Below are 24056 nucleotides of genomic sequence, written 5' to 3'. Positions count from 1 at the left end.
AACAAACATACTACTGCGCCGCGCAGGGCTGAAGTCGGGCTGCAGGCGGTAAGCAAGGTAAGGGGACTCGGCGGGCAGTGAGGCCGTTTTCAACCAACGCCGCCCAAACGTCAACCAACCCGCTGCTGCCGGGCTACAACGTGCGCTGGCCGGGCCCGGCAGCGCGGCTGGCCGGGAGTTTGGGGTTGGTGGGTTCGATTTCGGCGTTTTGGGAGAAGGCAGCGGGGTTGGTTGAATTCCCCGGCAAGGGAAAAACGCGCCCTCTACGTTTGAGCCAGTTCTGCCTCTCAACCCCACCTCCGAAACCATGCTTACCCCTCCCCCGCTCGTTGAAACCCGCGGCCTCTCGTTCAGCTACGGCAAGCGCCCCATTCTGCACGACGTGAACCTGCACGTACCGCCGGCCAGCATCTACGGCTTTCTGGGGCCGAACGGCGCCGGCAAAAGCACCACGCTGCGCATTCTGCTGGGCCTGTTGCCCGCCCCGGCCGGTAGCGTGCAGCTTTTCGGGCACGACCTGGCCCAGCACCGGCTGCCGCTGCTGGGCCGCGTGGGCGCCCTCATCGAAATGCCTTCGCTCTACGACCACCTCAACGGTTTCGAGAACGTGGAAGCAACGCGCCGCCTGCGGGGCCTGCCCCGGCACCGCACCGCCGAGGTCCTGACGCTGGTGGGCCTCTCGGCCGATGCCCACCGCCCGGTGCGGGCCTATTCGCTGGGCATGCGGCAGCGCCTGGGCTTGGCCCTGGCGCTATTGCCCGACCCGGATTTGCTCATCCTCGATGAGCCCACCAACGGCCTCGACCCGCAGGGCATTACCGAGATGCGCGCCCTGCTGCTGCGCCTGCAGCAAGAACACGGCAAAACCATTCTGCTGTCGAGCCACCTCATCAGCGAAATCGAGCGGATGGCCACGCACGTGGGCGTGATTCAGCAGGGCCGGCTGGCGTTTCAGGGGACCGTGCGCGAGCTGCAGCGCCAGCAAAGCGGCCGGGCTCAGGTCGTCATCGAAACCGACGATGCGGAACGCTGCCGCAACCTGCTGCCGCTGGAGTTTGGCGCCGCCCGCGTGCTGGCCACCGGCACGCTGGCGCTGCCCTACCAGTCGCCCGAGCAGATGGCCTACCTGGCGCAGGAGCTGGTAAGCGCCGGGCAGCCGCTCTACAGCCTGCGCTGCGAGCAGCCCAGCCTCGAACAAACCTTCCTGCACCTCACCGAAGCCACCGCCCTCTAAGTCTTTCTGCGCTATGTCAACCGTTGTTCTCTCCCCTTCGCCTTCTTTCCAAACGCCGGCTCCCGCAACCCAGCTGCGCCGCGCGCTGTCGGCCGACGTGCTGCGCCTCAAGCGTACCCCGGCCCTGTGGCTGACGCTGGCCAGCGGCGCCTTTCCGGTGGCCCTCACGTTCCTGATCTTCTACTTCAAGGGCGAATACCTGCTCAAGCCCGGCCAGGACCCGTGGCCAACGTACCTGATGCAGAGCTGGCAAACGGCCTGCGCCCTGCTGTTGCCGTTGTTTGTGGTGCTGCTCACCGGGCTGGTGCTGAACGTGGAAAACAAAGCCGTTGCCTGGAAACACGTGTACGCGCAGCCGGTGGGCCGCGGCGCGGTGTTCGGCAGCAAGCTGCTGGTGCTCATGGGCCTGAATGCGCTGGCCATGCTGGCTTATACCGTTATTCTGCTGGGCTCGGGTCTGTTGCTGGGCCTGCTGCGGCCGAGCCTGCATTTTCAGGACCACGCCGTGCCGCTGCTGGCTACCGTTACGCTGCTGTGGCATACCTACATTGCCACGCTCGGCATTCTGGCCATTCAGTACGTGGCGAGTCTGTGGTGGCGGTCGTTTGCCACGCCGGTGGCCCTGGGCATGGGCGCCACCATTGCGGCCCTCACGCTGATGCGGTGGGAACACATCGACTGGGTGCCCTACGCCACACCGCTGCTGGCGCTGCAAAAAGCCGCTTCGGTGCCCAAAGGTCATGCCCTCGACCTGGCGCTGGCCAAAGCCGAGTGGCTGACGCTCGGCTGGTTTGGGCTGGTTCTGCTGGGGGGCTACGTGCTGCTGCGCTACCGCCACGAAGGCTAGCACAATTTCATCAACCCGAAATGCAACCCTGCCCGGCCTGCCACCGACAATTGGCGCAAATAGCTTCCTGCCCTTATTCTGATGCCTCTGCCCTCCCAACTCACATCTTTTAGTGGTTGCGTTCGGGCGCCAGTATGCGGACCTTTGCACCCGCAAATCCCCTCGGTGTAGAATCGCCTCGCCCCGCAGGCCCTTCTTCGTTGATTTTCCGACGATTATCCGCCCTCTTTTTCGCATTACGCTTACCTCCAAACCCGGCTGCGCTTTGCACGTCGCACCGGCTTTCTTCTCTCCCGCTTTCGACTTCTTTTCTCAGCTATGAAAAACGCTGTACTGCTTTTATTCGCTTCGGCTAGCCTGTTGTCGGCCCCCGCTTGGGCCCAGGCCCCTGGTGCGCCGGCTGCTGGCCAGCGCCCGGCCGGCACCCGCACCGACGGTGCCCCGACTGGTGCCCCGGGCGGCGCGCCTACTAAAGCCGCCGCGCCGCTGGCCATTCCAGCCCCGCGCGGCAACGGCCGCATCAGCGGCACGGTGCTCGACGGCACCACCAAGCAGCCGGTGGAGTTTGCCACCGTGGCCCTGCTGCCCGCCACCGGCGAGAAGCCCGTGGACGGCACCGTGGCCGACGACAAAGGCAAGTTTGTGCTGAAAGGCATTGCACCCGGCTCCTACCGTTTGTCCATCAGCTTCATCGGCTACGGCGCGCTGGTACAGCCCGTGACGCTGGCCGAGGGCAAAATGAGCGTGGACCTGGGTTCGTTGGCGTTGGCCTCGCAGGCCAAGCAGCTGGAAGGCGTGACGGTGACCGGCGAGCGGCCCATTGTGGAAAGCAAGCCCGACCGCCTCGTGTACAACGCCACCCAAGACGCCACCAACAAGGGCGGTACCGCCGCCGACGTGCTGCGCAAAGCGCCGATGGTGAGCGTGGACCCCGACGGCAACCTGCAGCTCAGCGGCTCTTCCAACGTGAAGGTGCTCATCAACGGCAAGCCTTCGGCCATTGTGGCCAACGACGTAGCCCAGGCCCTCAAGCAGCTGCCCGGCGACCAAATCAAGTCGGTGGAAGTAATTACCTCGCCCTCGGCCAAGTACGACGGCGAAGGCTCGGCCGGCATCATCAACATTGTACTGAAGGAAAACAACCTGCAGGGCGTGAACGGCAACGTGGGCGTGGCGGCTGGTACGCGAAACTCCAACATGAACCTGGGCCTGAACGCCCGCAAAGGCAAGGTGGGGCTGTCGTCGGCCATCAACGGGTGGTCGTTCTACTCGCCCGGCGTGCAGGGCGTGCAGCGTGTGGACTACACCGACGCCAGCAAAACCACCGTGCGCAACACGCTGACCCAGGAAAACACCGGCCGCGGCTTTGGCGGCGGCGGCAACGGCCGCATCGGTATCGACTACGAGCCGGCCCCCAACCACGCCCTGAGCTTTTCGGTGAATGGCAACATGTTCCGCAACGCCAACACGGCCGATGTGCACCAGGAGCAGACGCTCAGCTCCAACTCGCGCTTCGGCAACTACGAGCGGGAGCTGGACCAGAAATTCCGCGTGCAGAGCTACGATTTGACGGGCTCCTACACCCGCACCTTCGGGCAGGGCAGCCGCCGCGAGTGGACGGTGCTGGGCCAGCACACCCGCAACGCCAACCGCCGCTTCTACGACATCGACCAGTACCCGCTGGGTGTGCCGCACTACTTCACACCCGCCTACCAGGAAAGCAGCCTCAACAAGGCCCGCAACCTGGAAACCACCCTGCAAACCGACTACGTGCACCCGCTTTCGGACAAGCAAACGGTGGAAGTGGGCGGCAAGATGATCATGCGCAATGTGTACAGCAACTACACCGTGGACACGCTGAACGCGCAGAACATTGCCTTCCCGGTGGCCAACCTGACCAACATCTTCACTTACGACCAGAACGTGGTGGCCGGCTACGCCACCTACGCCACGTCGCTGGGCAAGAAGTACAGCGTGCGGCTCGGCGGCCGCGTAGAGCGCACCGACCTCGGTGGCGAGTTTCAGGGCCAGGAAGGCCGGTTTACCACCAACTACACCAACGCGCTGCCCAACGTGGCCCTCACGCGCAACCTGAAGCAGCCGGGCTCTACCATTCGGGCCAGCTACTCGCGCCGCATCCAGCGCCCGAGCATTTTCTACCTGAACCCCTACCGCAACCGCATCGACCCGACACAGCTGCAGTACGGCAACCCAAACCTGGACGCGGAATTCACCGACAACTTCGAGCTGAACCTGAACACCTTCGTGAAGGGCTCGGTGATTAACATCTCGGCCTACTCGCGCATCACCAACAACGCCATCGAAGCCAAGCGCATCACCCGCGACTCGCTCGATCCGCAGGGCCGCGCTATCCGGCTGGTGGAAACCACCTACGGCAACATTGCCCGCAACCAGACCTACGGCGTGAACCTGTTCGGCTCGGTGAAGCCGGTGCCCAAGTGGGACATCAGCGGCAACGTGAACCTGTACTATGTGTACCTGCGCAGCGCCACGCTCAACACCTCCAACAGCGGCGTGGTGTACTCGGCCAACATCAACTCGGGCTACAAATTCGACAAGGGCTACAGCCTGCAGTTCTTCGGCATGCTCAACTCGCCCCGTATTCAGCTGCAAGGCAAGTCGTCGTCGTGGCAGATGTACTCCATTGGCCTGCGCAAAAACCTGTGGAAAGACAAAGGCGACCTGACGCTGAACGCCGACAACCTGTTCTCGCCCTACATCCGCCTCACCAACGACTTCCGCACCGCCACCTCCGACCAAACCAACTCGACCAAGGTCTACAACCGCGGCGTGCGCGTGGCCTTTAGCTACCGCTTCGGCAAGCTGGAGAATAAGCCCCAGCGCCCCAAGCGCAGCATCCGCAACGACGACCAAAAAGCCGGCGACGGCGGCAACGGCCAAGGCAACTAACTTATCCAACCGGCCCAGAGCGGCCTTGCCAGCACGCAAAACGGCCACGCTCCTTTCGGGGCGTGGCCGTTTTGCGTGCTGGCAAGGCCGCTCTGGGCTGGCGCGGTTGGGCTATTGGTCATGGCCCCGGCCGGGTGTTGTGTTCAGCGAGCATGGCCCTTCATTGGCATCGGAAAGCACCGTGTTGGTCTAAACTCCCAGCAAGGCAGCAGTGGGCCGCCGTTCCTTTGTAGTGTTAGCAGGGCATAACGCCCTCGGTTGCCCACCAACTCACGCCTCTTCCTATGAACGTTTCTGTACTCGCCCGCCTTGCCTCGCTCCTGCTCGTTGTTGCCCTGCTGCTGCCGGCCGCCGCTGCCGTGGCTTCGCCGTTTGGGCGCGTACAGAAAAGCCGCCTGCACCGCCCGGTGTACAAAAAATACCAGCCCGGCTGCCGCTGGATCTTCCAGAAATAATTCACGCCGCTGCAGCCTCGCGCTGCATTTTACCACACCTGCGTGTGAAGCCTCCGGCCATCGGCTGGGGGCTTCTTTGCGTTAGCAGGGCTGGTGTTGCGGTCCGAGTGCCGGATGCGCTACCCGCGGGCTACCCGTTCGTCAGGAATTCCAGATGCGCCAGGCGTCTTCGGCTTGGCGGCAGAGCATGTCGAAACCGTTTTGGGTGCTGGCGCCGGCTTCGCGGCCCCGGCGCAGGAATTCGGTTTCGCTGGGGTTGTAAATAAGGTCGAACAGGTGGTGCTGCGGGGTGAGGGCGTGGTAGGGCAACGGCGGGTACTCGTCGGTGCGCGGGTACATGCCCAGCGGCGTGGTGTTGATGACGAGCGGGTGTTCGTGCAGAAGCTGCGGGGTGAGGTCGGCGTAGGACAGGCCCCGGCCCAGCGCGTCGCGCGAGACGAGCCAGTGCCGGATGCCCAGCTCGCGCAGAGCGGCTTCCACGGCTTTGGCGCCGCCGCCGGTGCCCAGCACCAGCGCCGGCCCGGGCCCGCGGTACTGCCGCCGCAGCGAGTCGCGGAACCCGGTGTAGTCGGTGTTGTGGCCCACGAGGCGGCCGTTGGGGCCAATCTGGATAACGTTGACGGCCCCGACCCGCGCGGCCGAGGGGGCTATTTCATCGAGGTAGGGCAGCACCTGCTCCTTGTAGGGGATGGTCACGTTCAGCCCGGCCAGGTTGGGCCGGCGGGCCAGCAGCGCGGGCAGCTCGTCGATGGTGGCCAGCTCAAAGGCTTCGTAGGTGAAGTCGTCGAGGCCGAGGGTATCGAATTTCTGCTGGAAATACGTGGGCGAAAACGAGTGCGTGAGCACCCGGCCAATCAAACCAAATTCACAGGGCATAGGCAACGGGAAAGATGGTTGAAGAAACAAAAAAAGCCGCCCTGGCCAATGCACCGGGGCGGCTTTTAACCTTTCAGTAATACGGCGGTGGGTTAAGCCTCGGCCGGGCGGTTGCTGAGCTTGCCTTTCACGAACTGAAACAGCGGCGGCAGAATCGAGAGCAGAATGATGCCGTAGATGACCAGCGTGAAGTTGTCTTTCACAACCGGGATGTTGCCGAACAGGTAGCCGGCCATCGTGAGGGAAATAACCCAGAACAGAGCGCCGGCAATGCTGTAGCCGATGAAGTAACTGTACTTCATGGTGCCCACGCCGGCCACAAACGGCGCAAACGTGCGCACGATGGGCACGAAGCGCGCCATGATAATGGTTTTGCCGCCGTGCTTGGCGTAGAAGGCCTGCGTTTGCTCCAGGTACTTGCGCTTCAGAAAGCGGAAGTCTTCGCGGAACACCCGCGGCCCGAGGTAGTCGCCGATGAAGTAGTTCAGGTTGTCGCCGATGAAGGCGGCCACGAACAACAGCGGAATCAGGTACCAGATGTTGAGCAGCGTTTCGGGGGAACCGGGGTTGGCGGTTTGGGCGGCCAGCGTACCGGCCACAAACAGCAACGAGTCGCCGGGCAGGAAGGGCATAACCACCACGCCGGTTTCGGTGAAAATGATCAGAAACAGAATCAGGTAGGTCAGCGCCCCGTACTCGTGCACCACGTCGATAAGGGTTTTATCGAGGTGCATGACCAGGTGAAAAAACTGCTGAATGAGGTCCATGGAGTGCGCGGGGTATGGGATTGGCTTGCAAAGCTAACGCGTAGTGGCCAAAGGCCACCGCCCTGCGCGGTTTCTGCCCCCGGTACGCCTATCGATTCTGTGCCACCCGGCCGCCTGCGCTACTCTTGGCTTACTGCGCCGCCACCCGCCACAGAATGCCCGAGGCATCGTCGGCCACAAGCAGTGCACCGTCGGGCAGCGTGGTGACGCCCACGGGTCGGCCGTACACCTCCTTGCGGGCTTCATTACCAATGAATCCGGTCAGGAAATCCTCGGGCGGGCCACTGGGCTTGCCGTTGCGGAAGGGCACAAACACCACCTTGTAGCCCGAGAACTGGCTGCGGTTCCAGGAGCCATGCTGACCGATGAAGGCGCCGCCCTGGTATTTTTCGGGAAAGGCTTTCTGAGTATAGAAAGCCAGCCCGAGCGAGGCGGTGTGCGGCCCCAGCGGCACTTCCGGCACCAGGGTCTTCTGCACCAGGTCGGGCCGCTCGCCCTTGCGGCGCGGGTCTTCGTGCTGCCCGAAATACGCGTAGGGCCAGCCGTAGAAACCGCCGGGCTGCACGCTGGTGAGGTAGTCGGGCACGAGGTCGTCGCCCAGTTCGTCGCGCTCGTTCACGGCCGTCCACAGGGTTTGGGTACCGGGGGCCCAGCCCATGCCCACGGGGTTGCGTAGGCCGCTGGCATATACCCGCTCGCCCGAACCGTCGGGGTTGATTTCAAGGATGTTGGCCCGGCGCACCTCGTTGGCGGCGCCGTGTTCCATCACGTTTGAGCCCGAGCCCACGCTCACGTACACTTTCGAGCCATCGGGTGCGGCCAGCAGGTTGCGCGTCCAGTGGTTGTTGTAGCCTCCTTTGGGCAGCGCCAGCACGGACTGCCCCGCGCCGCTGATTTTCGTTTGGCCCGCCGTATAGGGGAAGCGCAGCACGCCGTCGGTGTTGGCCACGTAGAAGTATTTGTCGAGCACCAGCATTCCGAAAGGCTGGCTGAGGCCGGTCAGGAACGTGGTGCGCAGTTCGGGGCGACCGTCCTTGTCGGCGTCGCGCAGCAGGGTAATTCGGTTGGCGCTGGTTTCCTTGTTGGCCTGCGAGGGGCCGAGGTCGAGCTTGGCGGCTATTTTTTTGGTCGTCGTCGAAGGCACGGTGTTGGCCTCGGCTACCAGCACGTCGCCGTTGGGCAGTACGTAGGTCCAGCGTGGGCTGTCGAAATCCTTGGCGTAGGCCGTTACCACAAACCCGGCCGGTGCCGTCGGCGTTTTGCCCGCCGGCCAGCCAATGTGCTTGCTGAAGTTCTTGACTGATTTAGTAGCATAAGGCGCAGGCAACAGAATTTCTTCGCCTGTTTCTGCCTTCACGGTGCTGGGCAGTTCGTCTTGCGCGGCACGTTTCTCTTGCTTTTCCTGATTGCAAGCAACCAGCACTGCGGCCGAAACCAGCAGGCTTAGGGGGACATACTTCATGCGGCTAAACCAGTAAGGTGGGGCCTTATTTACTGCATTCAGCGCCACTGTGTTACTGCCAGCCTGCTCGGCGCCCAGCGGCGCGCACCATTTTACCGCGTCGGCGTGGCTGCCTCGCCCGCCCACGTCAGCTTAAAGCCGTAATCGGGCGCGTAGGGGGTTTTGCCCAGTTCGCGCGGCTGTAGCGTGGGAATGGCAATGGTGGCTTTGCCTTTGAGCACCGTTACCGACGCCTGAAACTCGGAGCCGGCAATGGGGCCGCCGTCTTCGGTGGTGGCGGGCACGCCGTCGGTATCGTAGTTGTAGTGGGTGCTGAACCACTGCAATCGGTACAGCCCGTCGCGCTCCAGCCCTTCCAAAGTCATGGTTTGCCCGCTTAGCGGACTTACGGCGGGCTGTCGGCCCTGCACCCGGGGGTTTTTCAGCCGTTCGTGCACTTCAGGGTGGGCATTGTGGGGCAGGTTGTACCAGTAATAGTCGGTGTCGTGCACCCAGCCAATCACCTTAGCCGCCGAACGCAGGGCAAACACCTCGATGCGCGGCGTAGATGGCACCACGTCGCGGGTCAGCACCCGGCGCCGTAGCCCCTCGCCACCAAAGAACCCGGCGGGCCCGAACCCGGCTTGGTCAAAATCGGGCACCTCGAGCAGGGTGCGGGGTTTCTCGAAGCCGCGGGCCCGGGTGGCGCGGTGCGCAGCCCGGGCGCTACCGATGGGCTGGTAGAGGTTGGTGGAATCGTTGAACGACTCGCCCCGCAGAAACACGGCCAACGGCAGGTAGAGCTTCACGCCTTCGCCGCCCCAGCACGCGTTGTTGTACTTGCCATCGGCCCCGTAGAAAAAAGCGGTGCTGAACGCCCCCGAAAAGGCCGACGCCCACGCCGCCTGCCGCACTTCCTCGTTGTTGTCCTCGGAAATCCAGTAGGGCGTGCCGAACTCGGTTTGCACGAACGGCTTGCCAAACCGCCGCACGTGGTGCCGGGCAATGTAGGCGCGCTGGTAGTTGCCCAGCTTGTCCCAGGTGTAGTGGTGGGTGTTGGTGAAGTCGATGGCCGGCGAGTCGTTGGCGCCGCCGCTGAACCCGAAACCGTAGTCGACGCTTACCAAGTGCGCGGGGTAACTGTCTTGCTTGAGAAACTGCGCCATGCGCACAAACCACGCGTCGATGTACTTGCCGTTGCGGTAGTAGGCGCCCTGGATTTCCTCGCCGGGCAGTTCAGGCTCGTTCATCAGCCCGTAGGAGGCAATGGCCGGCGAGTAGCCCCACCGGGCCTGGATGTAGCGCAGCCGGTGCTGGTAGGCCCGAATGGCGCGGCCGTCGATGTAGAATGCCCGCAACGAATCGAGCCCGAAGCGGCGGTTATAAGGGTTTTGCTGCCAGCCCGAGCCTTCGGTACGGGCGCCCTTACTTACAGCCAAGGCCCGCGAATTGTACAGCACCATGTGCAGGTATACCCCGCTGGCCCCGGCGGTAGCCACCAACGAGTCGAGGTCGGCCAAGCGGTTCTGGCGGGTGCCGTAGTCGCCGCCAATTTCCCACTCGGGCTCGTAGCTGAACGGCTCCAGCCACACCCGCGCCAGGTTGCCGCCGCTGCGGGCAAAGGATTTCACCCACCCCAGCTGCTGCAGCAAGGTGCTGAACAGGTAGCAGGCCGAGTCGCAGGCGGTGGGTTGGGCGTCGCAGTTTTTGCTGGTGTTAAACGAGGACCGAAGATCCTGCCCGATGCCAAAAAATGAGCTTCCGTTGCTGAATTGCAGGTACGAGCGGTCCGGCACCGCGCGCAGAAAGCCCGGTGCAGCCGAAGCCGCGCATTGAAAGCGGTAGGGCCCCGCTGTGCTGGTAGCTTGCCCTGTTCGTATCGTCACGGTGTACGTCCACTGTCCGGCTTCGTCAGGACTAAAGCGCACCCGCCACGGCTGGGCGGTGGGCCGCTGGCGCCAGGTACCGGTGGAGTCGTGGCGCTGGTAGGGCACCATGAAAAAGCCGTGCACGGTGCGGGCGCGCCGGCTCGGCGACGTAAAGACCACCGTTACATCCACCTCGTCGGGGTCGTAGGGGTTCGTAAACGAAGAGGTCAGGGCAAAGGCGGCCTCATACTTGGCGTACTGCGGCACGGCCGCCGGGGTAAGTGGCGTAAGGCTGGCTATGGTAGCAGTTCCCTGTTGGGCACGGACTATTGTTCCAACTGCGCTCAGCAGAATAAGCAGTGGGTATCGTAAGTAAGCAGGCATTGGGCGGCATTTAGTGGCGCTGGAACGCTCAACAGTCGCGTTTTAGCTTTCGAATGTCCGTGAGAATTACCAATTCACCGACTTTTCGATCCGAGAGTTACTCATCCAGCGTGTATTACTACCCGCACATTGTTGCGGGCCTTTTGCTTAAAAGCTTGTACCGCTGGCGACATGGCCAGGCAAAGCTTACACCCCTGTCTACACGGACTGTATTACCAAGTCATTCTATCTGCCAAGCATGGTGCTTAATTCTACCACTTCTACAAAGCCAAGCCAACGACCGGCAACTATCTGACAAGTATTTATACGTAAAGGGCATCGGTATAAATATCATATTATTCATTTTAGTAAAAATATAACCATCAAATTCCCAGACTGGGAAATCAGTTCAACTTTGGGAAAGTGGTTTTTACCGAGGGAAAAATACCGTTCAGCGAAATAGTCGCCTTTCCGGCCGCTCCTGGGCATCTTTTATGTGCCCAACTTTAGCACTATCAGCCCGTTTTACTGCTCCTACCGGCTTCTTGTCCTTTACCTCCACACCCCACCACAATCTTTTTTACATGAAACTAACCTCAACCCCTTTTCACCCCGCCACGGGTGAATTGCTTCCGGCCTACCGGGATGCATACCTGCGAGGCGACTTATCAAGTCGAAACACCGACTTGGTAGATGCATACCTGAAAAATAACAAAGAGCTGGCCGACGCTACTCTGCTGCGCTTCTACGAACTCAAAAACAACGGCCACGCCGTAAAGCCAGTGGGCTGGGTACAGCGTCAGTTCGACCTGATTCGCACCGAGCCGGAGCGGTTTCGTCGGCGCGCCGCCACGCTGGTTGTGGGCAGCGCACTGCTAGGCGGCGCCGTATTTGCCGGCACCAACACCCCTGTCGGCGGCGAAATCCCCGAAGGAGTTCCGGCCTTCGCGGAGTCGGCCGAGGCCAATGCCGAGTTGAACTCGGCCAGCCTCATGCGCACGGTTTCGGTACGCGGGCGCATTCTCGACGAAAACGGCCGGCCCCTGGTAGGTGCCACCGTTTGGCACAAAGGCACGCGCAACGGCGTGAGCACCGATGCCAACGGAGCCTACACCATGCGCATTCCGGCTAGCCAGAAAGCCACCCTGCAATACGGCTACGCCGGCTATGCCGAAGAAGAAGTTGAAGTAAAAGGCGGCCGGACGGAAAACATGACGCTGGTACCGCGCGACCAGCAGCAGAAGGCCAAAAAGCGCTGGATCCTCTTCTAGCGTAGTCACCGGAAGCAACTGCCACCTGCAAGAAGCCCGACAGTTGCTTCCGGTGCTTTGCAAAGCGCCCGGCCCCTGGCCTGCCTGTTTACCCACCCAGACCCACCCCCACTGGTGCGCCCCCCCGTTTACGGTACTGCGCCCGGCTTTCCTGCCCAAGACTTACTGCATGAGATTCCCTTTTCAGCACAAACCCGTGGTGAAAAAAATTGTGGGTGACGCTGTTGGCATGGACCGCTACAAAGCCGACTCTGTTATTAAAGGGCTGTTGGAAGAACTGCCCGAACTGATAGCGGCTTCCGTAGTGGATGTGAAATCCAACAAGACCCTGTCGGCTTATACCGCCCTTGTCAGCTTCGATCCATACAAACTGAGCACCCGCAACGCGGAGTTGATTCGCCGCACCCAGAAAAACCTGACCGCTCCGTGGTTGGCCGGGCAAGAGCTCGGCGACATGGTAGTGGTTCTTGACGAGCAACTGCACTGCCTGCGTACCACCGCCAACGGACGCTGGCTATGTTATGTGGCCGTACGCCTGGCCGATACCAACATGGCGTTGGTGCGTGACGTGATGCGTCGCTGCGCTAACTAACTCCCTTTTTTGCTTTCCACCTTCATTTTCCTTTTTCATGCCTACACTTACGCCCCAGCAAGTTGTTCAGAACGTCCTCAAAGAACTTCCTTCCCTCGTTGCAATTGCCGTGGTAGAAACGGAAACCGGCATGCCGCTGGCTCACCACTCCAACCTGGCCTCGTTCGACGCGGAAACTGCTGCTGCCTACAACACCGAGGTAATCAAGCAAAAACTGAAGGCCATTCAGGCCCTCAAGCTCAACCAGACGGTGCAGGATATTCTGCTGACGCTAACCGATCAGCTGCACCTACTGAAGTTGTCGCCCGACGGCGGCAAGTTCATTTACCTGGCCGTAAACTCTGCCGACACAAACCTGGCTATGGCCCGCCAGGTACTAAAAAGCCAGTCGGCAGTGCTGGACTAAGCCACCAAGCGCCCACAAAAAAGCCCGTTGGAGTATTTCCAACGGGCTTTTTTGTGGGCGCTTGGTTGAGGGCTTTACCCGCGGGGCATGGAGGTACCGGGCTTGCCGGGTGTCTTGGCTTCGGGCTTGAACATCTCGTGCACGTTGTCCATGTCGAGGAAGTGGGTGAACGTGTCGCCGCGCAGGCCCAGGCGAATGGTTTCGAGGCTGACGATTTCGTTGGGCGCGATGTTGCCCAGGTTCACGTTGGCACCCAGCAGCTTGATGAACCATACCTGCTGCGCTTTCTGCGGGGCCTCCCACAGAATCTTCTCGAACGGAATCTGGGTCAGGATTTCCTCCACCAGACCCGAGCGGACTTCGCCCGTACTACGGAACAAACCCACGTTGCCGGCTTCGCGGGCTTCGCCGATGACCTTCACGGCGCCAGCTTCCAGCTCGGTGCGCATCTGCTGAATCCACTTGTAGGGCGGTATGATTTTCTCCGCGTCCTTCGACCCCACTTCCGAAAGTACCTTCACCTGCTGCGAGAGTTGACGAATAAACTCCAGCTTCTCCTCGTGCACGAGGTCGATGGAGCCGTCCGATACCTCGGCGTATTCCATACCGAACTCGTCGAGCAGGCGGCGGTAGTCGTCGAACTGGTTGCGCACGATGAAGGCCTCGAACAGCGTGCCGCCGAAGTACACCGGCACCCCGGCCTCCTTGTACACCGCCAGTTTGCGCTTCAGGTTGCCCGTCACGTACGACGTGGCCCAGCCGAGCTTCACGATGTCGGTGTACGCGGCGCCAACTTCGAGGAAGTCTTCGGCTTCGCGCACGCTCAGGCCTTTGTCCATGACCATGGTAAAGCCTTGTTCACGGGGCTTGGCGGTGCGCTCGGGCAGTTGGGAGAGAGAGTAATTCATCAGAAAGGGTGGGCAAAGGGTGGGCTTGCCGAACCGTACGGACACAAAACAGCCGGACCCGAGGGCTCCGCGGAGGAAGCGCGCCGGTCCGGCTGATTCAATGCATTAACAGTGCAGCAAGGCAGTCAAATTATTTGCGGTATTGGTCGATCAGGCGGGTGAGGGCGCGCTGCTGCTCCAGCTCCGGGAAGTATTCGAAGAGCAGGCGGTGCTTGTCGAAGTCCAAAAGTAGGGCATTTTCCAATACGTCATAGGCCTGCTTGTAGCGGCCGGCGGCCAAAAGGTAGGCACACAGGCGGTACTGCAGGTCGGCATCGGCGGGCTGCAGGTCGGTGGCGGTGCGCATCAAATCAATGGCCGCGTCGAAATTCCCCTGCTCGTACAGAATGGCGCTCCAGTTGATCCACGCAGCGGGTTCGTCGGGCGCTACCTGGGTGGCGTGGTCGTAGGCATCCATGGCGCTGATGACGTTGCCCACTTGGTATTCGGCGCCGGCCAGGGCCAGCCAGTATTCCCCGCTTTCGTCGAACAACGTAACGGCCTTGCGGTAGAAATGCAGCGCCTCGAACCACTTTTCCTGCGCATCCAGAATCACGCCGATGCCAAACCACGCCTCGTCCATTTCGGGGTCGAGGTCGATGGCGCGCTGGTAGAACCGGCGGGCTTTGTCCCACTCGGCCAGCTTCTCGTGGCACTCGCCGATGTTGCACAGCGCCTCCGCCGTCGGCTCGCCCTCGGGGTAACTCAGTTCAAACTCCTCAATGGCGCGGCGGTACTGCTCGCGACTCACGTGGGTGCTGGCCAGGTACGAGTGCGCCTCGTAGAATTTTGCGTCGATGACAATGGCGTACTCAAAAGCATCGGCTGCGTCGTCGTAGCGGCCGGCTTTGTAGTAGGCTTGACCCAAGTTGTACCACGCAATGGCCGAATACGGGTCTTCGTCGGTAAAACGGCGGAAAAACTCCAGGTTCTTCTCCAGCCGCCCCGACACTTCGAGGCAGTAGAGCAGCTCCTGAATGGCCGCGTCGTTGTCGGGGTTGATGCGCAGGCTCTGCTTGTAGTTGCGGGCCGCGCTCTTGAACTTCTGCCACTGCTGGTAGGCCAGGCCGAGGTTGAAGTAAATGTCGTCGCGGTCGGGCGAGCGGGCCACGCCCTGCTCGAAGTAGCCCACGGCGGCGGCAATGTCGCCGCGCTGGGTAGCAATGATGCCGCGCGTCACGGCCACATCGGCGTTGTCGGGCTCCCGGGTGGCTACTTCGTCAATCTGCTCCAGGGCCGCGTCGTACTCGCCGCGCATGGCCAGCACCTGCGCCCGGTCGACGAGCAATTCGTTGGAGAACGGGTATTGCGCTACGGCCGCCTCGCACGCCTGCAGGGCACGGTCGTAGAGCGTATTGGTGGTGTAATGGTCAATGAGGGCTTCAAAATCACCCAAATCAAAAAAGACCGGTTCGCCCTCGTCCACCATGCGCTCAAACCGGCGCACGGTGGCCAGGATTTCGTCCCGTTCTTCGGAAGGTTCGTTCATTCTCATGCTGTCAGCGTCACTACGGGCAGCCGCGGGGCTGCTCGTTGATTCCCCATACAAGATATCGTACGGGGCTTAGGATACAACAACCGCGCCCGGCGCAACGGAGTTCGGTGCGGCTGCCAAACCGGCACAACACCAGCGGATGGTTTCGGCCACCGGGCGAAATTGCAGCCCGGTAGCAGCTTGCACCTTGGCGGCCCGGTACTCCACCGGGCGGCGGCTGGCGCGGGCGGTGTCTTTGGTAATGAGCGGCCTAGAGCCGGTAAGCATCCCACGCAGGTGCTCGACTCGCCAGATGATTTCCGCCGCCCAATCGGGCACGCCAACCGTGGGCGGCTTTTTGCCGAAGCACGCGGCGGCCTGGGCAAAAAAGTCGCGCAACGGCAAACTGTCGGCACTCAAGACGTACCGTTCGCCACTGGCCTGGCTGTCCAGCGTCAGGTGCAGCATCATGCTCACCACGTCGCGCACATCCACGAAGTTGACGCTGCCGGGCGTATAGAAGGCGTGCTCCTGGTGGGCGTAGCGAAACAGCCGGGTGCTGCTGCGCGTCCAGTCGGTAGCTCCCAGCACCACCGAGGGGTTTACGATGACGGCGTTCAGCCCTTCGGAAATGCCGCGCCACACTTCCAGCTCGCCTAGGTATTTCGAGGTGGCGTAGGCCGAATGCTCGGCGTTCAAATCCCACTTCGCGCTTTCGTCGAGCACACTGCTGGTGGCGTTTTCGGGTAAGCCGCCCAGCGCCGCCACCGACGAAACATGACACAACCGCACGCCCGGCTGGTTGAGGCAGGCATCGACCACGGCGGCCGTGCCTTCGATGTTGACTTGCTTGAGCAACTCACGGTCCTGCGGGGCATAAGACACCACGCCGGCGCAATGAAACACGTGGGTCACACCAGCCAGTGCCTCGCGCAGCAAACCGGAGTCGCGCACGTCGCCTTCCAGCCACGTTACGCGGTCGGCACCGGGCACGTAGGCAGGTATCTTTTCCCGGTACAGTGCCCGCACGGCTAGCCCACGCTCCAGCAGCGCCGGAATCAGGTACGAGCCAATCAGGCCACTGCCACCGGTAACGAAGATCATGGCTTGCTTGGTAAGTGCTGATTACGGCGTGTGGCTTGACCGAAAACAATGATCAAGCATCAACCCATTATTGGCTATAAACTGCTGTTCAACAATGGCAGGGCCAACAGTTTGGGCAAGTACTCGGAGTGCAACACGCGTTGCAGGGCATCGTGATGCTTGAGGTGGTGCATGTCGGTGCCCACCATATCCACCAGGCCCGCGTCGATAAGCTTTTCGGCCGTGCGCTTGGCGGCGGGTGAATAGTAGCCCACTAGCGAGTTGAGGTTGAGCTGTAGCAGCACGCCCTGCTCCCGAATGCGCGGCAGCTCGTCGAACTTGCCGTAGAGGTAGGTGTAGCGCTCGGGGTGGGCCAGCACCGGCTGGTAGCCCGCCGATTTTAGCGCAAACACAATGTCGGTGAGGTTGAAGGGCTCGTTGATGTACGAGGTTTCGAAGAGCACGTACCGGCTTGCGCCACCGAAGCTGAGCAATTCCTCGCCTTGCTCCAGCTTGCGCACCAAGCTCTCGTCGAGGTAATACTCGGCGGCGCAGTCGAGCTCGAGGTCAATGCCGTTTTCGGCGGCGGCCGTGCGTACCAAGGCCAGCTTTTCGCGGATGCCGACGGGCGTGTTGCGGTAGAAGTCGCCCATAATGTGGGGCGTCATCACCAGCTTGCGGTAGCCCAGCGCGTGCAGGTTGCGCATCAGCTCCACCGACTGCTCCACGGTTTCGGCGCCGTCGTCGAGGCCGGGCAGCAGGTGGGAATGCATGTCGGTACCCAGCGCACTCAACGACGTTACCGCCGGAGCGGCCGACGCGCCCCCGAACAGCTTTTGGAAAAAGGAAGCCATAGTGGCGGCAACTTACGAAAAGCGCCGCCGCAGTCGGTTCAGCAGGCCGGTGGGGGCTTTGGTTTCCTCGTAGTAGCCGTAGCCAGCGCCGTAGCCGTAGCCATAACCGTAGCCGTAGCCGTAGCCATAGCCGTACATGCCGCCGGCACGGGCATCGTTGAGGATGGTCGTGAGCTTGTTGAAGCCGCTGCCGCGCACCAGCTTGTTGATGTTCTTCAGGAACGACTTCTTCGAGTAATCGGCCCGTACGATGTAGATGGGAATATCCACCTTGCGCATAATCAGGATGCCGTCGGTAACCAAGCCCACGGGCGGGGTATCGATGATGACCACGTCATAGATTTCCTGCAAGTGCGCCAGCATCTGGTCGAATTCCGGGTGCAGGATCAACTCCGACGGGTTCGGGGGCGTCGGGCCCGCCGAAATGAAGTCGAGGGTCGGGATGCTGGTTTTCTGAATGCACTCCTCCACGCTGTGGCGGTTGATGAGGATGGTGCTGATGCCCTTGGTGTTTTCGGCTTCGAAGGCCAGATTCACCTTGGGCTTGCGCATGTCGAGGTCCAGAATGATGACGCGCAGATCGGACAAGGCAATGATGCCGCCCAGGTTTACCGCCACAAAAGTTTTGCCTTCGCCCGAAATGGTGGAAGTAATGGAAATCATGCGCTTCGTCTTCTTCGACGTGCTCATGAATTCCAGGTTGGTGCGGATGGAACGAATGGCTTCGGAAATGGCTGATTTGGGGTTCTTGTCCACAATCAGCTTCGACACGGCCAGCTTCTCTTTGTCGTAGGAAGGCACCACGCCCAGCACAGGCGCGGCGGTATTGCGCTCCAGCTCCCGAATGTTGGTAACGGTGTTGTGCATTAGGTAGCGGGTGGCTACCAATGCCAACCCCAGGAAGATACCCGCCGCTAGTCCAATGGCGTAGACGATAAGCTTCACCGGGAAAATCGGCGCCTGCGGCATCGAGGCCGGCGACAGAATCTGGAAGTCGGGCGTGGTTCCGGCCTTGGCAATGCTGAATTCGACCTTTTTGTCCATCAGCATCAGGTACGATTTCTCATACAGCTCGAAGGGACGGCGCAAGCGGGCCAACTCGGTTTCCTTTTCGGGCAGCAACTGCAGGCGGGCATCCATTTCGCGCTGCTTCCGGTCGATTTCGGCCATTTCGCGCTGCAATAGCTCCTTAGTACCTTGCAGTAGCCCCCGGATGTTGCGTCGGGTATACTCCAGTGCCTCTTGCTTGAGTTGCACGGCGGTGGTAGTGGGCCGGTACGACTCCAGCAAGCGGTTCAGGTCTCCTTGCTGTTCGTTAAGGATGCTTATCTGCTCGGCTATTTGTGGGTTTTCCAGTGCTCCAATTGCTGGAATGCTCTGCTCTAGCGACTGGCCTTCACGCACGAATACTCGGTTCTGGCCGATAAGACCGGTTAGGTCGGCCAGCGCATTGATCTTGAGGCGTAGTTCTTCGCGCTCTTTTTGCATCTCTGCCGTTTGCTCGACAATCGTGCCCATGTCGTTTTTGACATCGAAGGTCTTGTTGCGGCGCACAAAATCCTGCAACGCTACTTCGGCCTGCTGCAGCTTGCGGCTGTTTTCATCCAGCTGCCCTTCCAGGAAGGCGAGGGTTTGCTGCGACGCCAATGAGTTTTTTGCCAGCTTTTCCTGCAGGTACAACGTGTCAATTTTGTCAACAATGTCGTGGGCCTTCAGGGCGTTGTTATCCTTAAAGGAAATACCGATGGTATTGGCTTCCGGGTTGACAATTTCCACCACCAAGTTCTCATCGAAATAACGCGCCATGGCGCCATCGTCGTTGATAACGAAATAGTAATTGACTTTAAGCTCTTCCGCTCCAGTAGCCGGACTGGTGCGGTAAATCGTCAACTCCATCTGCGGGGTGCTGATGGGCTGCCCAAACCGGTATTCGCCGCCGGCTTCCTGCCCATTTAGCAGATACGTGAGCCGGAAACGATTGGCATCCAGAAAATTCAGGTTGAATTTCCGGTTATAGAAGCTATTGTCTTTTATGCGGTATTCGACGCGAAACGGCGAGGTTTTGTATACCTCGCTGGCCAGCACGGTGCCCTCGGCAAAGTAGTTGACGTCCAGATCCAGCGAATCGCGCAAGCGTTGGTAGATGACGCTGGACTTGATGAGTTCTACTTCACCCGCCAGGTTTTTGCTGCTCTGACGCGCGTCCACGGCTTTGCCCGCACTTTCCAACCCCAGCACGCCAGACTGGCTTTTCTGGTCGATCTTCAGCGTCGATGAAGACTGGTAAATCGGAGGCGTATAGCGCAGGTAAAGCCAAGCGGCCGTTACGCCCAACAGAATGAGGAAAACCATCCACGGCAAACTGCGCCGCGTCACCATCAACAGCGTGGCCAGGTCTAGCCCGGCACCTGCGTCATCCTCAGTTCCCTCTTCGCCCCCTGCGGTGCGGATAAGCTCTTCCAGTTCCGCGTCCTTGTCTACTGCCATATACTCTAGTAATCGTTGAAATCAGGGTGCATTTCCCCGCTTTCTTTCGATTGTAAGCTTACTACTTGAGAAGAATGAAGAGGGCCAGACTTGTTAAGCTGCTCACCAGACCCAGAACGGGGTTGATGTCTTGCAAGGCTTCGAAGAAGGGACGGCGCAACGGCTCGATATATACCACATCGTTGGGCTGCACGCGCAAGTTGGCGCGCCGCATGCCTTCTATTGTGGTCAGGTCAATGATCTGTACCTGTGCCGTTTTCAAGTCTCCGTTTGGCGCCGGCCGAATGAGGCGAATGTTGTAGGCTTTGCCACCGCGGGCTAGGCTCTGATTGCCGCCGGTAATCCCGCCGCCGTCGATGCCACCAACGGTAGCCAGAACCTCCAGCAGGTTCATGTTTTCGTTGGTCACCGGCACTACAGCTCCGCCTGGGGTGCCCAGCACAATCACGCGGTTGTTGGTTACTCTCGACTGCACAAACACGCCCTTATAGAACTGTTCATACCGCACCTGCAGCAAGCTATCCAGCTGAGGAACAGTATAACCTGCTACTTGCACCCGGTATACCACCGGCAGCACAACACTGCCATCTGGGTGTACCAAATAGTCTGTAGGAGCTGGTCCACTGGCAGCCCCTGTGTTGGACATACCCGGCCGGCTTACCAACCCGGTAGCAATGCGCGATGAAGCCCGGGTATTAGTTGTGCTGTTACCCGTCGATTGACTTCCAGGGGCACCAAAGCCCAATTCCCCGTTGGGGTCAATCAGCCGCTCTCCTTGGTTGGTGTACACCCGAACTTCCAGATAGTCGTTGGCCCGAATCCGATAGGTTCCCTCTACTCGCATCACAGCGCCCTTCAACCGCGACGTGTCAGGCTGAGCGCTGTCGTCGGTGCGAAACAGAATGTTTTGGCGGTAGGCCCGCGACGAGGCGCAGGAAGCAAGTAAAGCCAGCAACACGGCCAGCAAGGGCAGGTGCAAGGCGCGGAACGGGAAAGTTGGGCGCATGAATACCGGTGAACCGGCCAGATAGGTGGGAAGCTTGGGAACCAGGAACAACAACGTCTCTACGAGGCGGTTTGTCCCAAAAAACCTTCAAAGAAACCGAATTGCCAGCCTCTATCAAAATAAGCCACTTCTCCAAGGGCGGCGGGTCCTGGTATTCGGGCGGCATTTTATGTACCTTCGCCAACCCAAAATGGGCTTTGTCAAGCCCATCTGCCCCGATTCCTTTTCCCCATTTCTTTCCCCAACCGCATGGAACTGGTAGCTACCGAGAACCAGACAATGATTGCCCAAATGGTGCGCGACTTCGGCGCCACGCACATCAAACCCAAGATGCGCGAGTGGGACGACACGCAGGAATTCCCGGTGGAAGTGTTCCATAAGTTGGGCGAACTGGGCCTGATGGGTGTGTTGGTGCCCACCGAATACGGCGGCGCCGGCTTTGGCTACACCGAATACGTGACGGCCATTGCCGAGCTGTCGAAAATCGACCCCAGCATTGGCCTCTCGATGGCGGCTCACAACTCACTGTGCACCGGCCACATTTTGCAGCACGCTTCCGAAGAGCAAAAGCAGAAATACCTGCCCAAGCTGGCCTCCGGCGAGTGGATTGGGGCTTGGGGCCTGACCGAGCCCAACACCGGCTCCGACGCCGGCAACATGCGCACCACCGCCGTGCTCGATGGTGACCATTACGTACTCAACGGCGCCAAAAACTTCATTACCCACGGCAAGAGCGGCAACGTGGCCGTGGTTATTGCTCGCACCGGCGAAGTAGGCGACTCCCACGGCATGACGGCGTTCATCATCGAGCGCGGCACGCCGGGTTTTGCGGCTGGCCGCAAGGAAGACAAGCTGGGCATGCGCGCTTCGGAAACCACCGAGTTGATTTTTACCGACTGCCGCGTGCCAGTTGAAAACGTCATCGGCAAAGTGGGCGACGGATTTGTGCAGTCGTTGAAAGTGCTCGACGGCGGCCGCATCAGCATCGCAGCGCTCAGCTTGGGCATTGCCCAAGGCGCTTTTGAGGCCGCTTTGCAGTACTCCAAAGAGCGGCACCAGTTCAACCAGCCCATCAGCAACTTCCAGGGCATCGGCTTCAAGCTGGCCGACATGGCCACGGAAATCGAGGCGGCTTCGCTCCTCACCTACCGCGCCGCCGATATGAAGGACCAGGGCCTGAACGTGAACCGCGAATCGGCCATGGCCAAGCTGTATGCCTCGGAGGTGTGCGTGCGCACCGCCAACGAGGCCGTACAAATCTTCGGCGGTTACGGCTACACCAAGGATTACCCGGCCGAGAAGTACTACCGCGACTCCAAGCTGTGCACCATCGGCGAAGGCACCTCGGAAATCCAGAAGTTGGTTATTGCCCGCACCATTCTCAAGTAATCGGCGCAACAGAACGGGTGCAATGAAGCCCGACTTTGTTGAAAGCCTTGTGCCTTAGGCATTGTCATCATAGTCATCGGTTTGTATCATTCAAAATCTGTGGCTACCTTTGCAGCCCTCAAACTCTGAAACTCACGCTTTCTTTTTTTATGCTCATCGTCCAAATCAAGGAGAACGAGTCGGTTGACCGCGCCCTCAAGCGTTTCAAGAAAAAATTCGAGCGCACGGGTGTGCTGAAAGAACTGCGTCGTCGCACGTTCTTCCAGAAGCCGTCCATCACCAAGCGCAAGCAGCGCCAGAAGGCCGCCTACAAGCAGGCGACCTACGGTGAGCAAAACTAAGTAGCGCTTGGGCGGCCGTTAGCGGCTGCGCATTCCTACCCGATTTTTCCGGCTAGCCGGCCTTGCAGAAGCAGGGCCGGCTAGCCGTTTTTTTATGTTCGTTTTGTGGCGGCGGTTTCCTACATTGGCTATCCGCCCGCTGCCGTTGCTGCGGCACTTTCTATGGAGGCTTTTTTTGATTTCCTGCGCTTCGAGCGCCGCTACTCGCCGCACACCGTCATTTCCTACCGCACCGATCTGCGGCAGTTCGAGCAATACCTCAAAACCACCTACGACCTGGCCGAGCCTGCCGCAGCCGACCATACCCTCATTCGCTCCTGGATTGTGAGCCTGATGGAGCAGCAGCGCGATGCGCGTACCGTGAACCGGAAAATTGCCTGCCTGCGCTCCTACTACAAGTTTCTGCTGCGCACCGGTGCAGTGGTGCGTAACCCCATGCTGCGCATCACGCCGCCCAAGATGAGCAAGAAGCTGCCCGACTTCGTGCCCGAAGACCCGCTCAACGGGTTGCTAAACTCCTTTGAGTTTGCCGACGACTTTGAAGGTCGCCGCGACCAGCTGGTACTCGAAATGCTCTACGGCACGGGTATCCGTCTGGCCGAGCTCATCGGCATCCGGCACGAGGATATCAGCCTCTCGGCGCGCACTGTGCGCGTGACGGGCAAGGGCAACAAGCAACGCATTGTACCCTTAAACCCTTCGCTCATCACCGTCGTCGAACAGTATTGCGAGCAGAAAGCCAAGCAGTTCGGCACCGTGGGCAACGCCAGCGGACCGCTCCTCGTTACGGATAAAGGCCAGCCGGTCTATCCGCTGTTGGTATACCGCACCGTGAAGCACTACTTGGGACTTATCACTTCGGCGCCCGGCCAGCAGCACCCGCACGTGCTCCGGCACTCGTTTGCTACGCACCTGCTGGGCAAAGGCGCCGACCTGAATGCCATCAAGGAGCTGCTGGGGCACGCCAATCTGGCGGCCACCCAGGTGTATACCCACTTGAACATCGACAAGCTGAAAGCCGTCTTTGAAAAGGCCCACCCCAAGGCCTGATTTTCTCTTTTTTCTACCCCCAAACCATCCACACCCGATGAAAGTACAGATGCAATCGGTGCATTTCACCGCCGACCAGAAACTGCTCGACTTCATCCAGAAGCGCCTCGATAAACTGGAAACCTTTTATGACCGCGTCACGGAAGGGGAAGTAATCATGCGCCTCAACAACGAGGGCATTGCCAATAAACGAGTTGAAATAAAGCTGTACGTGCCGGGCAGTACGCTCTTCAGCCAAGAAGATGCCGGCACGTTTGAAGCCGCCGCCGACGCGGCCGCCGAGCAACTGAAAAAGCAACTGATTCGCCACAAGGAAAAACAGGTGGCCCATTGAATAGCTGTTAGCTAAAGGCCGTTGGCTACGAGCTTATCCA

21 protein-coding genes are annotated in these 24056 nt (G+C 60.4%); 11 read left to right on the top strand and 10 right to left on the bottom strand.

The window, feature by feature from the left end; all coding sequences use genetic code 11:
- Positions 1-307: 307 nt before the first annotated feature.
- The 4 genes from F0P96_RS15615 to F0P96_RS21045 all read left to right on the top strand — a co-directional run bounded on the left by F0P96_RS15615 (position 308) and on the right by F0P96_RS21045 (position 5467).
- Positions 308-1234, top strand: coding sequence for an ATP-binding cassette domain-containing protein (locus F0P96_RS15615; RefSeq protein ID WP_151079839.1), 927 nt, complete (start codon positions 308-310; stop codon positions 1232-1234).
- A gap of 13 nt (positions 1235-1247) precedes the next feature.
- A complete protein-coding gene (locus F0P96_RS15610; protein WP_151079838.1) occupies positions 1248-2081 on the top strand; it encodes an ABC transporter permease in 834 nt (277 codons plus the stop codon).
- A 318-nt stretch (positions 2082-2399) separates the two neighbouring features.
- Positions 2400-5012, top strand: coding sequence for a TonB-dependent receptor (locus F0P96_RS15605; protein WP_151079837.1), 2613 nt, complete (start codon positions 2400-2402; stop codon positions 5010-5012).
- 284 nt (positions 5013-5296) lie between these two features.
- Positions 5297-5467 (top strand): hypothetical protein, encoded by a 171-nt coding sequence (locus tag F0P96_RS21045; protein ID WP_160620348.1) that lies wholly within the window; start codon positions 5297-5299, stop codon positions 5465-5467.
- A gap of 141 nt (positions 5468-5608) precedes the next feature.
- Here F0P96_RS21045 and F0P96_RS15600 read toward each other — a convergent pair whose 3' ends face one another.
- The 4 genes from F0P96_RS15600 to F0P96_RS15585 form a co-directional block, all read right to left on the bottom strand.
- Positions 5609-6343, bottom strand: coding sequence for a shikimate dehydrogenase family protein (locus tag F0P96_RS15600; RefSeq protein ID WP_151079836.1), 735 nt, complete (start codon positions 6341-6343; stop codon positions 5609-5611).
- A gap of 92 nt (positions 6344-6435) precedes the next feature.
- Positions 6436-7110: a DedA family protein gene (locus F0P96_RS15595; RefSeq protein ID WP_151079835.1), complete on the bottom strand. Its 675-nt coding sequence runs from the start codon at positions 7108-7110 to the stop codon at positions 6436-6438.
- A 130-nt stretch (positions 7111-7240) separates the two neighbouring features.
- Positions 7241-8572 carry a PQQ-dependent sugar dehydrogenase gene (locus F0P96_RS15590; protein ID WP_151079834.1) on the bottom strand — a complete coding sequence of 444 codons (1332 nt, stop codon included), beginning with the start codon at positions 8570-8572 and terminating at the stop codon, positions 7241-7243.
- 92 nt (positions 8573-8664) lie between these two features.
- Positions 8665-10686: a DUF5060 domain-containing protein gene (locus F0P96_RS15585; protein WP_160620346.1), complete on the bottom strand. Its 2022-nt coding sequence runs from the start codon at positions 10684-10686 to the stop codon at positions 8665-8667.
- Between the two features lie 680 nt (positions 10687-11366).
- On the opposite strand from F0P96_RS15585, the gene F0P96_RS15580 reads away from it, so the two are divergent.
- The 3 genes from F0P96_RS15580 (at position 11367) to F0P96_RS15570 (ending at position 13051) form a co-directional block, all read left to right on the top strand.
- Complete coding sequence (locus tag F0P96_RS15580) at positions 11367-12053, top strand: carboxypeptidase-like regulatory domain-containing protein (protein ID WP_160620344.1); 687 nt, start codon at positions 11367-11369, stop codon at positions 12051-12053.
- 169 nt (positions 12054-12222) lie between these two features.
- Positions 12223-12645 (top strand): hypothetical protein, encoded by a 423-nt coding sequence (locus F0P96_RS15575; protein WP_151079831.1) that lies wholly within the window; start codon positions 12223-12225, stop codon positions 12643-12645.
- 37 nt (positions 12646-12682) lie between these two features.
- The gene (locus F0P96_RS15570) at positions 12683-13051 is read left to right on the top strand and encodes a hypothetical protein (protein ID WP_151079830.1); all 369 of its coding nucleotides are present in this window, start codon (positions 12683-12685) and stop codon (positions 13049-13051) included.
- Between the two features lie 74 nt (positions 13052-13125).
- On the opposite strand, the gene F0P96_RS15565 is transcribed toward F0P96_RS15570, so the two are convergent.
- From F0P96_RS15565 to F0P96_RS15540, 6 genes are all read right to left on the bottom strand, one after another.
- Positions 13126-13959: a phosphosulfolactate synthase gene (locus tag F0P96_RS15565; RefSeq protein ID WP_151079829.1), complete on the bottom strand. Its 834-nt coding sequence runs from the start codon at positions 13957-13959 to the stop codon at positions 13126-13128.
- Between the two features lie 130 nt (positions 13960-14089).
- Entirely contained in the window at positions 14090-15487 is a 1398-nt protein-coding gene (locus F0P96_RS15560) for a tetratricopeptide repeat protein (protein ID WP_151079828.1), read from the bottom strand.
- Positions 15488-15562: 75 nt separating this feature from the next.
- Entirely contained in the window at positions 15563-16576 is a 1014-nt protein-coding gene (locus F0P96_RS15555; protein ID WP_151079827.1) for an NAD-dependent epimerase/dehydratase family protein, read from the bottom strand.
- 74 nt (positions 16577-16650) lie between these two features.
- Positions 16651-17409: a tyrosine-protein phosphatase gene (locus tag F0P96_RS15550; RefSeq protein WP_151079826.1), complete on the bottom strand. Its 759-nt coding sequence runs from the start codon at positions 17407-17409 to the stop codon at positions 16651-16653.
- A 12-nt stretch (positions 17410-17421) separates the two neighbouring features.
- Entirely contained in the window at positions 17422-19896 is a 2475-nt protein-coding gene (locus tag F0P96_RS15545; protein WP_151079825.1) for a GumC family protein, read from the bottom strand.
- A 61-nt stretch (positions 19897-19957) separates the two neighbouring features.
- The gene (locus tag F0P96_RS15540; RefSeq protein WP_151079824.1) at positions 19958-20902 is read right to left on the bottom strand and encodes a polysaccharide biosynthesis/export family protein; all 945 of its coding nucleotides are present in this window, start codon (positions 20900-20902) and stop codon (positions 19958-19960) included.
- Positions 20903-21151: 249 nt separating this feature from the next.
- On the opposite strand from F0P96_RS15540, the gene F0P96_RS15535 reads away from it, so the two are divergent.
- The 4 genes from F0P96_RS15535 to hpf all read left to right on the top strand — a co-directional run bounded on the left by F0P96_RS15535 (position 21152) and on the right by hpf (position 24016).
- Positions 21152-22291: an acyl-CoA dehydrogenase gene (locus F0P96_RS15535; RefSeq protein ID WP_151079823.1), complete on the top strand. Its 1140-nt coding sequence runs from the start codon at positions 21152-21154 to the stop codon at positions 22289-22291.
- 149 nt (positions 22292-22440) lie between these two features.
- Positions 22441-22632 (top strand): 30S ribosomal protein S21, encoded by a 192-nt coding sequence (rpsU, locus tag F0P96_RS15530; protein WP_151079822.1) that lies wholly within the window; start codon positions 22441-22443, stop codon positions 22630-22632.
- Between the two features lie 162 nt (positions 22633-22794).
- Positions 22795-23682, top strand: coding sequence for a tyrosine-type recombinase/integrase (locus F0P96_RS15525; protein WP_151079821.1), 888 nt, complete (start codon positions 22795-22797; stop codon positions 23680-23682).
- Positions 23683-23719: 37 nt separating this feature from the next.
- A complete protein-coding gene (gene hpf, locus F0P96_RS15520; RefSeq protein WP_151079820.1) occupies positions 23720-24016 on the top strand; it encodes a ribosome hibernation-promoting factor, HPF/YfiA family in 297 nt (98 codons plus the stop codon).
- The last annotated feature ends 40 nt before the right edge of the window (positions 24017-24056 follow it).

This window comes from Hymenobacter busanensis, assembly GCF_008727865.1.
GTDB lineage: Bacteria > Bacteroidota > Bacteroidia > Cytophagales > Hymenobacteraceae > Solirubrum > Solirubrum busanense.
The sequence above is the reverse complement of the archived record's forward strand: the minus strand, read 5'-3'. Positions and strand labels throughout refer to the sequence as shown.